The sequence below is a fragment of the Streptomyces sp. NPDC007901 genome, assembly GCF_042959465.1.
Taxonomy (GTDB): domain Bacteria; phylum Actinomycetota; class Actinomycetes; order Streptomycetales; family Streptomycetaceae; genus Streptomyces.
Map to the genome: position 1 here is coordinate 332,824 of NZ_JBIBKW010000012.1, position 10,107 is coordinate 342,930.

Here is a 10,107-nt window from a genome sequence, read left to right on the forward strand (position 1 = left end):
CGATGTGGGTTTCCTCGACCAGCTGGGGGTGGTCCCCTTCGGTGCGAGACGCCTGGTCATGAGGGTGATGACGGCCCAGGTGATCAGGTCCCGGAGTACCGGATGAGCCGTTCGGAGTCCCGGGCATGGCGGCGTGCGTGCATCATCCACGCGAGCGGCCTCTCGACGACCCAGCGGCGGGGCAGCACGACGAAGGCAGAGTCGTCCTTGGGGCGGCTGACCGGCTTGGCGGTCAAGTTGAGGTGCTGTTTCGCCCAGTCGACGAGCTTTCCGGCGTAGGCGGGCGAGGGCGGTGAGGGCCGGGACGAGCAGTTGCCCGAGGAGAACGCGGCGATCGTCGCCGGCCCTGTCGAACGGCCGGTCAGCTCGGCGAGTTCACGGCGGGCCTCCGCCTGGTCGTCGAGTACGACGGCGACGATCCCGATCAGCACGAGCAGTGACGCGACCTGGCGTCCGCGCCGGTCGCCGACGACGAGTACCGCGTGGTCACCCCGGCCGACTGGTCACCGTCGCTCCGCTCGGTCAGGGACCTCGCCGACCGCCCCTGGGTGACCGCCCCGCCCGGGGCGGCGTGCGGCCGTGCCCTCGCGCGCATCTCCGCGCAGTACGCCTACACCCCGAGCCGCGCCCACGCCGCTCGGGGGTTCCCCACCGCACTGTCCCTGGTCCGAGCGGGCCTCTGCGTGGCCGTGGTCCCTACCCTCGCCCTCACCGGCGCCCCACCCGAAACCGTGGCCCTGCCCCGCGGTGCCGGTGGCGGGCCACCGCCGCATCGCGGCCGTCTGGCCCGCTTCCCGGCCGGCCCACACCTCCGAACCGCGGCTATGGTCGAGGCCCTCCCGCCAGCCGGCCGAGAACCTGTGGCTGACGCCTGCGTCTTGAGGGGGCAGGCGTGAGTGCGTGGCTCCGTCGCGGGGGTGCGAGCGGCTGAGGGTGACGGCGGCAGAGGGGTGCCGACGCGAGCGGCGCCATGGGGGCGCGAGGCTCAGAGTGCGGGGGCGCGAGCAGGGCCGCAGGGCACGAGCATCAAAGGGCGGTGACACAACGCCGCCGCGTGGGTGTGAGCAGCGTGGGGTGCGGCATAGCGGAGTGCGGCGTAGCAGTGGGTGCGGCATAGCGGAGGAGAACGGCGGTCGCCTGTCGTCGCAGGTCAGCGTCTGCGGCGACCGCCGCTGTCACCTCACGGCCCTTGGCCTCCGGGCCGCCCCTCAGGAGAGCCCCGGGGCGGCCCGGAGGCCGAGGACGGTGAGGTGTTCCGGTAGGAGATCCACTGGCCGTGGACCGTGGACCACGCGCGCCCTGCGCGTCTCGCGCCGCCGGGCTCCTGCTCGACGCGCCTGGCGGGCGATCCGGCGGAGCCGGTGCCCGGCGGACGCGTCGCCCGTCGATCCCGCGGACGCGTCCCCGGCGATCCAGTGGACGCCCCGCCGGTGATCTAGCGGGTGGACCCGGTGTGCTCCTGCACAGTGGCCGCCTCGCTCGCCGTCGTCCCGGCCCCCGGTTCGGCGCGCTGCTTCGCGAAGCCGCGCCGGCCCGGCAGGATGGCGAGGACGATCAGTGTTCCGGCGGCCATGATGATCCCGCCGATGAGGCTGGTCTGGGCGACTCCGTGGGCGAAGGCCTGGTGGACGGCGTCCACGGCGGCCTGGGCCTGCTGGGGCCCGGCGGAGGGATCCTGCGCGACCCGCTCCGCGACGGCCAGGCCGGCGCCGACCGAGTCCTTGGCGGTCTCCATCGCCTGCGCCGGGAGCCGGTTGCCCACCAGGTCGGTCAGCTCGTCCCGGTAGGCCGTTCCCAGCAGCGAGCCCAGCACCGCGATGCCCAGCGCCCCGCCCAGCTCCAACGCGGTGTCGTTGACCCCGCCGCCGACGCCCAGCTCGGACTCGGGGAAGGAGCCCATGATCGTGTCGGTCGCCGGGGAGATGGCCAGTCCGAGCGCGAGGCCCAGCATCATCAGCGGCGCCAGGAAGTCCCCGTACGTCGACCCCTTGTCGATCTGGGTGAGCAGGAACATGCCCGCGGTGCCGACGGCCATGCCGGTCACGACCATCACCCTCACCCCCAGCTTCGGGGCGAGCACCCCGGTCACCGCGGACCCGAGGAACACCGCACCGCCCAGCGGCAGCAGCCGTACACCCGTGTCCAGGGCGCCGTAGCCGAGGACGAACTGAAGGAACTGCGTCGAGTAGTAGATCACGGCGAACATGCCGAAGAAGAAGAACATCACCGCGAGCATCGAGCCGGTGAAGGGCCGCAGCGCGAACTTTCGGACGTCCAGCATCGGGTGCGGGTGCCGCAGCTCCCAGGCGACGAAGGCGACCAGACCGACACCGGCGACCACGGCGGCGGTGACGGGGCCGAAGCCCCAGCCGGAGTGCGGGCCCTCGATGGCGGCGTAGACCAGGGAGCCGACGGAGACGATCGACAGCAGACCACCGACGTAGTCGATCCGGCCCATGCCCTCCGCCTTGGACGGCGGTACCAGGGCGAGCGCGCCGAACACGGCGAGGACGGCGATCGGCACGTTGATCAGAAAGGTCGAGCCCCAGGCGTGGTCCTCAAGCAGCCAGCCGGAGACCAGCGGGCCGACGGCTACCGCCACCCCGGAGGTCGCGGCCCAGGCGGTGATGGCCTTGGCCCGCTCGCTCCGGGGGAAGGTCGCGACCACCAGGGACAGCGTGGCCGGCATCACGACCGCGGCACCGACACCCATGATCGCGCGGGCCACGATGACCAGCGAGGTCTCGTCGACCAGGCTCCCCATCACCGAACCACCGGCGAAGATCAGCAGACCCAGCACCAGCGCGCCGCGCCGGCTGTATTTGTCGCCGATCGCACCCAGCACCAGCATCAGCGCCGCGTACGGAACGGTGTAGGAGTCGACGACCCACTGCAGATCACTGCTGCTCAGGCCCAGGTCGGTGGTCATGTCGGGGGCGGCGACGATCAGCGAGGTGTTCGCCATCACCGTGATCAGCAGGCTCAGGCACAGCACGAGCAGCGCCCACCAGCGCCGCGCGTACGGCCCGGTCATTTTCTCCACGGGGGTATGCGCAAGGAAGGGCATCAGTAGCTCCTAAGTCGGACGGGGCGGACGAGCGGAAGCTCTGAATTGCCCATCGCGTGGCGTCATGTTCTGCTCCGGAGCGCTCAGTGGCTCGGAGCACCCGCCAGTTCGCCCAGGCGCGTGTTGTTCTGCAGCGCCCACCGCACGGTCCGCGGCGGGTGCCCGAGCAGGGTTTCCAGTTGGTCGGAGAGGGCGTCGTACCGCCCGCTGGCGATCAGCCTGGTCTGGATCCTCAGGTGCGCCGCCACGTGCCGGGCCGCACCCGGATCGCCCAGGGACTCCTGCAGGACGGTCTCGTCGAGGAATGCCTCGTTCCAGGCCTCCACTTCCTCAGGGATGTAGGTGACCTCGCGTCCCAGCACGGCTGCGTAGTCCTCAGCGAACCCGTACATGTCCTTCAGCTCCGGGCCGGTGAGCGCGTAGGACTTCGAGATGTGCGGTGCGGGGTCGACCAACACCTTCACGCACACCTCTGCCACGTCGTGAACGGCGATGGGCGCGAGCCGCTGCTTGCCGAAGGGCAGGCGCAGTTCACCGTTGCTCAGCGGGCCCTGTTGCATCCAGGTCAGGTGGGGGTTCTCGGCGAACAGAGTCGGACGCACGTTGATGGTCGGCAGGCCGGACCAGTCCAGCACCCGCTCGCAGACCCAGTGGGCCCGCTGCTGTGGTGACCAGTCCGTGACCACTCCGCCGAGCCAGGAATGCCGCTCCTCATCCGGTGCGGTCATCTTCTCGAGCGTCATGTATGACTGCTCGTAGTTGGACAGGTGCACGAAGGCCTCGATGTCGCCCTGGGCTCGCGCCGCCGCGGCCATCACGGTGAGGGCATCGACGTAGTACGGCTGCGGGGTCATGCTGAAGTAGATGCGCTTGACACCCTTCAGCGCGGCGGCCACGTCCGCGAGTTTGAGCAGGTCGCCGACGAAGACCTCGGCCCCGGCCTCGCGCAGCGACTGCGCGCGTTCGTCGTCCCGTCGCACGAATGCGCGCACCGGTTGGCCCTGTTCGAGCAGCATGCCGACCATCAGCCTGCTCACGCCACCGACTTGGCCGCCGGCGCCGGTGATCAGAATGGGATTGCGTTCCGTCATTGTTGTGTCCTTCATCTCGTGGGGGGGGGTGGGTCGGCAGTTCAGGAAGCCGAGGAGGGTGGCGTTGGCCTCGGCGCGACGCTCCCGCTGCCTGCTTGCGGGCAGGACTGAAAGCCGTCTGGAAACTGATTGGGTGAGGTGCAGTCGCAGGACGGGGGAAAGCCGTCGACGACGGAGTGTCGTGGCCGGGCACCGTCGTCCCGGCGGCGGCTCGGCTTCGTAGCCACGACCTGCCGCACGGTGAACGGGCGGCTTCGCGCGCGCGGAGCTGCCCGTTCGGCATTGAGGGTTCAGGTGCGGGCGGGCGTCGTCTGCAGGAACAGCTCCAGCAGTGCCAGCAGCGTCTCGGGAGCGTCCTCGGTCGGGAAGTGGCCGGCGCCCGGGATCTCGACCACGGGTGCGTCGGGGTAGCTGAGCCGGAACGAGGGGATCACGTACTGGGGCAGCAGTGCGGTGTCGCGCATCCCGACGGCCAGCATTGCCGGCACGGCGCGCAGTGCGGCGATGGCTTCCATGGGCGGCGGGCCGGGCGGGGGGCCCTGCGGGCCCTCCAGGACCTGCCGGGGGAAGGCGATGACACCGCGGGACTCGGCGGGGGTGGGGAAGGGGCTGGAGTAGGCGCGGATCCAGGTCGGCGTGGCGATCTCCGGTCGGGCGACATGCTGCAGGTCGATCATCAGCTGGGCGATGGTGTGACCCGCGTTTCCGAGGATCTGCTCGAACGAACCGTCCGCGAGCGCTGAATGGGCCCACTGGAACCACCGGCTCTCGGCGCCGTTGGCCTTCATCAGATCCTCGATGCCCTGGGCGAGAGGCAGCACGGTGTTCACCGCGAAGATCCGGGAGATCCGGCCGGGATTACGCAGTGCGAACCCGGTGCCGATGGGGCCGCCCCAGTCACGGACCACCAGGGTGATGTCGGTGAGGTCGAGCATGTCGACGAGCAGCGATTCGAGATTGAGGATGTGTTCGCTCGCGTCGTATGTGCGGTCCTGGGGCGTCTCGCTCTTGCCGAAGCCCATGTGGTCCGGAACGACCACGCGATGGTGACGTGACAGTGGCCCGATCAGGTGGCGCCACTCGTAGCCCCACGTGGGCTCGCCGTGCAGCATGACGATCGTCTGATCGGGCCGCTCGGGGCCCTCGTCGACGTAGTGCTGGCGGAAGCCGGCCGCCTCGTTGAAGCGGGCGGGATACGGCCACGTGCCGTCGAACGTCTCGTCAGCAGCAATCACGGGACATCGTGCCTTCCGGTGCGGTGTTGTACGTACTGACCGCGGTCATGAGCTCCTCCGAAGTATTTGGTTCTGAAGCGGCCTTCATCGGCTGGCTCGCTCTTGCGCCGAGCTGCGTGCGACGCCCTGAACGTCATGAGTTCAACGTCCAAGCCGCCTGCGCGGCATCGCGGTCCTGCACTCCCGGACCAAGCCTGTTCGGTGAGCTCAGGACGGTTATGGACTGAACGGTAAGGAACCTAGGCGGTTCTGTACTGGGTTGTCAAGAAGGGTGGGTCGGCTTTACCTTCGGTATATGGCCAGACCACGAAGCTTCGACCCCGACCACGTCCTGCACGCCGCCGAGCGGCATTTCCGCACCTCGGGCTACAACGGCACGAGCGTCGACGACATCAGCACCGCCACCGGCCTGGGCCGCGGCAGCCTCTACGCCGCGTTCGACGGCAAACACGGCGTACTGCTGGCCACCAACGCGATCCTTACCTGGAGCACCGAGTTATTACGGCCTGGCGGTAACCGCGCTGCGTCGTGCCGGCCGGCCCATCGACGATGAGCTGGTGGCGCACATCTGGCCCAGCCACCACGCCGACGTCAACTTTTACGGAAACTCACTCGGTGGACATCGACGGCGAGTTGGCCAAGCTGGACACCGACGGCTACCGGCCGCTGCGGCTACCCAGGCCCGCCCGCGGCTGATCTGTGCTGTGGCTGCTCGCCTTACAGGCATGGCCAGCGAACTGCACGATGCATACACCGGCCGGCTGCGTTCGTTCCTCAACAACGCACGCACCAGCATCGGACCCGGCTCCTTCGTCGTCCGCGGCAGACTCGGTGGCGGCGATTCCACGACCAAGCCGCGGCGCCGATGACCCGCCTCGCCAACCGCGTCGTGCGCTCTGAACCCGCCCAGGGTCCGCTGCAGCTCCACCGCCTCGACCGCAAGACCGGGATCGCGTGCAGCCGGTGCGGCACCCGCAGCCAGACCACGGTAGTCGCCACCCTCGACGCAGACTGGACCAGGCTCGTCGACCGCGGCTGCTGCAACGCGTGGAACAAGCAGCTCGGGTGAACCCCGATGCAGCGGCTAACAGCCTGCTCTCCGGTACATGCCTCTCCCGGCCATCCCCGCAACCTGCGTCCAAGCATTCGTCGACGAAGTTGCGGGCCCAGACGACCTCGTTCTCCCGCTCGTATTCGAGGAACTCCACTCACGCTGCGGCGGCGGCGATATCCAGACTTTTCATCCGCGCACTCTTGGCCCTCGTCTTGGCGAGCAGCCGGCCGGCGATCGGTAGCCGACCGAGGCGGATCATCACGGACCGAAGCAGCAACTCGGCGCGGTTGCCCGGGGTGAGGAAACCGCGCTGGCTCACACCGCTGCCGAGGTGGTAGTCGATGAACGGGCGCAGGTGGTCCTCCCAGTCCTGCAGCGCTCGTGGCACATCGTGCGGGTGGCGTTCCAGCATGGTGCCGAGCAGGTCCGCCCCGGCCAGGCCGGCGGATGCCCCCATGCCGGAGTAAAGGGTCAGGCACCACGCGGCGTCGCCGACGAGCACGACTCGGCCGCGGTACCAGTGGTCGAGGTGCACCTGCTCGGTGGAGTCGAACAGGTGGTCCGGGGCCTTCTCAAACTGGTCGAGCAGCCAACCGAGCGTGGAGCCGGTGGGCTCGGCGCCGTAGGCGGCGCGCAGCGAGTCGATGGCCGGCCGGGTGAACTCGGCGTCCACGTCGTCGGTGCGGTAGGAGAACAGCACCGACGGCGGGCGGTTGGCGAACGGGAATACCCACACCGATCGGCCCGCCTCGGCCATGGTCAGCCCGTCCTGTGGGCGGTAGCCGGGTACCGGCTCGGGCAGGCTGTACACGGCGATCATGTAGTTCAGTCGACGGATCGGGCTCGGCTCGGGCTCGAACGCAAGCCGGCGCACCGTCGAGCGCAGTCCGTCTGCCCCGACCACCAGGTCGAACCGTTCGACGGTCGTCGTCTCCGTCGTCAGGTCGCGGATCTCGACGTCCACCCCGTCGAGGTACTGGTCCAGCGCGACCGGCACGGTCGAGTACCGGATCTCGACCTCGTCGGGCAGGGCGGTGAAGGCCGCGTCTTCGATGTCGCCCCGCACCGTCAGTCGAGACCCGGGGAACACATCGGCGTAGCCCACACCGCGGCGGCGCCGGCCCGTGCGGTCGACGTCGTAGCTCACGCTTTCCGGAGCGACGCGATTCGACACCGCATCGGCGAAGCCCAGCCGTTCGGCGGCGGCGAGCCCGGCCCCGAACAGGGCGAGGAAGTATCCGCCGCGGCGCCGCTCGGGGGCCTTCTCCAGCACCACCACGTCCCAGCCCGCGCGATGCAGTCGCAGCGCGGAGGTGATCCCGCTTATCCCGAGGCCGACCACCAGGGCCCGCTGTCGCGATGCCGTGTTCTTGTCCATGGGATTGCGCTCCGACATTGTCGTGTCCTTCATCTTGTGGGGGGGGTGGGTCGGCCGTTCAGGAAGCCGAGGATGTGGAGTCGTCGAGGCGGGCGAGGAGGTCGAGAAGGGGGCGTTGACCTCGGTGGGACGCTCCTGCTGCTTGCTTGCCGGGCATGGCTGAGAACCGTCTGGAAACTGATCAGCTTCCAGACGGGAGAACAGGTCGGTTTCCTCGCCGGCGAAGGTGGGGCGAGCGGGTGACGGGCTGGGATCTCAGGGCTTCGAGATCATCGTGTGGCCGCTTCGGGGCTTGCCTCGGCGATGGCGTGGAGGGCCGCGTCGGTGTCGGCGGTGGCCAGTGTGCTGTTGATGTCGGCGCCGGCCAGTGCGCCGGCCGCTGCGGAGGCCCCGACCTGGGCAACCAGATCGGTGACGTTGCCGGCCACCCACACACCCGGCACCTCGGTGGCGCCGGCCGTGCCGGAGGCGAACCCGCGGCCCTTCGGCAGGTCCTGCACCGGCAGGCCCAGACCTTCCAGGCCCTGGGTGCGGGCCTGCATCGGCGCGGCGACCGCGACGACGCGGCGGGCCACGACCTGGCCGTCGGCCAGGCGCACCCCGGCGAGGGCACCGTCCTCGTCGTTGACGACCTCGGTGACCGGGGTGTCGATGACGCGGATGCCGCGGGCGGCGAAGCGGGCGCGGCTGTCCTGGTCCAGGTCGGTGCCGTGGGTGAAGTAGGTCAGGTCTTCGGTCAGCTGACGGAACAGATACGCGTGGCCGATGGAGGCGGGGCCGGTGGCGAGGATGCCGATGGGCTCGTCGCGCACCTCCCAGCCGTGGCAGTACGGGCAGTGCACCACACTGTGCCCCCAGTGCTCGGCGAGCCCGGGCACCTGGGGCAGCACATCGGTGAGGCCGGTGGCGATCAGGATGCGGCGGGCGGTGATGTGGCGGCCGTCGGCCAGGGTGACGGTGAACCGCAGGTCCCCGTCCGCCGACGGGGCGGCGGACTCGGCCGAGACCACCTCGCCGTGCACGACGCGTCCGCCGTACTGGCGTACCTGCTCCCGGCCCCGTCGAAGGATCTCGGACGGCGGGGTGCCGTCCAGGGCGAGCAGGCCATGCACGGCCTCGGCGGGGGCGTTGCGCGGGGAGCCGCTGTCGATCACGACGACCGAGCGGCGGGAACGGGCAAGGATCAGTGCACCGTTCAGCCCCGCGGCGCCCCCGCCGATCACCACCGCGTCAACGGTCCCCTCGGCCAGTGCGTCGCTCGCGTACGGAGGAGTCGCCACAGCCATGGTCTCCAGCCTTTCCTTGTCAGTCATGGTTCGGTCAGCCCTTCGAGTTCCGGGTGCTTGCAGGGGGGTCAGCTGTTCAGAAAGCCGAGGATGTGGTCGGCGACCGTCTTGGGCTGTTCGAGGTGCAGGAAGTGCCCTGCACCGGGTCATGGCCCCGTACAGGTAGAGCGACGGGACGGTGAGGCGCCAGGCGTGCACGCAGCCTGTCCGGTGAGCTCAGGACGGTTATGTACTGAACAGTCAGAAACCTAGGCGGTTCTGTACTGAGTTGTCAAGTGCGGTCGGCTTGGGCCGCATCTTTCTGAGCTGGAAGGATGCATGTCATGCCGAAGAAGGTGGATCCCGAGCTGAGGGCCCGAGCCGTCCGGCTGGTGCTGTAGCACCAGCCGAATACCCGACCAAATACCGCAGCGGTACTGACGGTGCCCAAGCAGGTCGGGGTAGGCAGAAGTCGTTGTGGCGCTGGGGCGCTCAGGCCGAGATTGACGGTGGCGAGGCGCCCGGGGTCACGATCGAGGAGAACGAGGAGATCCGCCGGCTGCGTGAGGACGTGGCGATCCTGAAGGCGGCTACAACTTTCTTCGTCGGGGAGCTCGCCCCCCCGCAACGGCTGACGGTGGCCTTCATCGGCGAGCACCGTTCACCTGACGGTTCTGACCGACTGGGTTGAAGGTTGCACGCTGGTCACCGGGCGGAGATCCGCCCCATCCCGCAGTCCGCAGTCCACAACAACGCCATGTCAGAGTCCGCCCCGCTCCGCCCATCCCGGTGGTCTCGCCGTGAGGGTCGAGTGATCCGCTACTCGGCCCATGCCGCGATCCGTTTCGCGATCGCCTCGGGGGACTCGATGTGCAGGAAGTGACCGACGTCGGGGACGACGCCTGTGCGACGGGGCTGGCCGTGTCCTTGTCAGGGGTGGCGGGGGCGGGGCAGCAGGGCGAACGCGGTTTCCGCGATCGAGGTCAGGCGGTCGGGACTGTGGCCGTAGGCGCCGAC

The 10,107-nt window shown here is 69.6% G+C and carries 10 protein-coding genes and 1 pseudogene; 5 read left to right on the plus strand and 6 right to left on the minus strand.

The window, feature by feature from the left end:
- Positions 1 to 83 precede the first annotated feature (83 nt).
- Complete coding sequence (locus ACFZDK_RS34705) at positions 84 to 431, minus strand: hypothetical protein (protein WP_390978046.1); 348 nt, start codon at positions 429 to 431, stop codon at positions 84 to 86.
- Positions 432 to 446: 15 nt separating this feature from the next.
- Between ACFZDK_RS34705 and ACFZDK_RS34710 the strand changes: the two genes are divergently transcribed.
- Positions 447 to 896, plus strand: a complete 450-nt coding sequence (locus ACFZDK_RS34710) for a LysR substrate-binding domain-containing protein (protein ID WP_390978096.1) — start codon at positions 447 to 449, stop codon at positions 894 to 896.
- A gap of 539 nt (positions 897 to 1,435) precedes the next feature.
- On the opposite strand, the gene ACFZDK_RS34715 is transcribed toward ACFZDK_RS34710, so the two are convergent.
- The 3 genes from ACFZDK_RS34715 to ACFZDK_RS34725 all read right to left on the minus strand — a co-directional run bounded on the left by ACFZDK_RS34715 (position 1,436) and on the right by ACFZDK_RS34725 (position 5,393).
- A complete protein-coding gene (locus ACFZDK_RS34715) occupies positions 1,436 to 3,067 on the minus strand; it encodes a DHA2 family efflux MFS transporter permease subunit (RefSeq protein ID WP_390978048.1) in 1,632 nt (543 codons plus the stop codon).
- A gap of 83 nt (positions 3,068 to 3,150) precedes the next feature.
- Positions 3,151 to 4,158 carry an NAD(P)H-binding protein gene (locus tag ACFZDK_RS34720; protein WP_390978050.1) on the minus strand — a complete coding sequence of 336 codons (1,008 nt, stop codon included), beginning with the start codon at positions 4,156 to 4,158 and terminating at the stop codon, positions 3,151 to 3,153.
- 290 nt (positions 4,159 to 4,448) lie between these two features.
- A complete protein-coding gene (locus ACFZDK_RS34725; protein ID WP_390978053.1) occupies positions 4,449 to 5,393 on the minus strand; it encodes an alpha/beta fold hydrolase in 945 nt (314 codons plus the stop codon).
- A 295-nt stretch (positions 5,394 to 5,688) separates the two neighbouring features.
- Here ACFZDK_RS34725 and ACFZDK_RS34730 point away from each other — a divergent pair.
- The 3 genes and pseudogenes from ACFZDK_RS34730 to ACFZDK_RS34740 form a co-directional block, all read left to right on the plus strand.
- Positions 5,689 to 5,868, plus strand: a pseudogene (locus ACFZDK_RS34730) (TetR/AcrR family transcriptional regulator); the annotation flags it as partial.
- A 250-nt stretch (positions 5,869 to 6,118) separates the two neighbouring features.
- Positions 6,119 to 6,262: a hypothetical protein gene (locus tag ACFZDK_RS34735; RefSeq protein ID WP_159027346.1), complete on the plus strand. Its 144-nt coding sequence runs from the start codon at positions 6,119 to 6,121 to the stop codon at positions 6,260 to 6,262.
- Between the two features lie 20 nt (positions 6,263 to 6,282).
- Positions 6,283 to 6,462 carry a hypothetical protein gene (locus ACFZDK_RS34740; RefSeq protein ID WP_390978055.1) on the plus strand — a complete coding sequence of 60 codons (180 nt, stop codon included), beginning with the start codon at positions 6,283 to 6,285 and terminating at the stop codon, positions 6,460 to 6,462.
- 139 nt (positions 6,463 to 6,601) lie between these two features.
- On the opposite strand, the gene ACFZDK_RS34745 is transcribed toward ACFZDK_RS34740, so the two are convergent.
- Complete coding sequence (locus ACFZDK_RS34745) at positions 6,602 to 7,843, minus strand: FAD-dependent monooxygenase (protein ID WP_390978057.1); 1,242 nt, start codon at positions 7,841 to 7,843, stop codon at positions 6,602 to 6,604.
- Positions 7,844 to 8,094: 251 nt separating this feature from the next.
- Positions 8,095 to 9,111 (minus strand): FAD-dependent oxidoreductase, encoded by a 1,017-nt coding sequence (locus ACFZDK_RS34750; RefSeq protein ID WP_390978098.1) that lies wholly within the window; start codon positions 9,109 to 9,111, stop codon positions 8,095 to 8,097.
- Between the two features lie 454 nt (positions 9,112 to 9,565).
- Here ACFZDK_RS34750 and ACFZDK_RS34755 point away from each other — a divergent pair, with 454 nt between their 5' ends.
- Positions 9,566 to 9,781 carry a hypothetical protein gene (locus tag ACFZDK_RS34755; protein WP_390978059.1) on the plus strand — a complete coding sequence of 72 codons (216 nt, stop codon included), beginning with the start codon at positions 9,566 to 9,568 and terminating at the stop codon, positions 9,779 to 9,781.
- The last annotated feature ends 326 nt before the right edge of the window (positions 9,782 to 10,107 follow it).

Bases quoted from the DNA above. Each gene is read 5' to 3' on its own strand.
- ACFZDK_RS34715 (WP_390978048.1), bottom strand. From the start codon at position 3,067: ATGCCCTTCCTTGCGCATACCCCCGTGGAGAAAATGACCGGGCCGTAC.
- ACFZDK_RS34720 (WP_390978050.1), bottom strand. From the start codon at position 4,158: ATGACGGAACGCAATCCCATTCTGATCACCGGCGCCGGCGGCCAAGTC.
- ACFZDK_RS34735 (WP_159027346.1), top strand. From the start codon at position 6,119: ATGGCCAGCGAACTGCACGATGCATACACCGGCCGGCTGCGTTCGTTC.
- ACFZDK_RS34745 (WP_390978057.1), bottom strand. From the start codon at position 7,843: ATGTCGGAGCGCAATCCCATGGACAAGAACACGGCATCGCGACAGCGG.
- ACFZDK_RS34750 (WP_390978098.1), bottom strand. From the start codon at position 9,111: ATGGCTGTGGCGACTCCTCCGTACGCGAGCGACGCACTGGCCGAGGGG.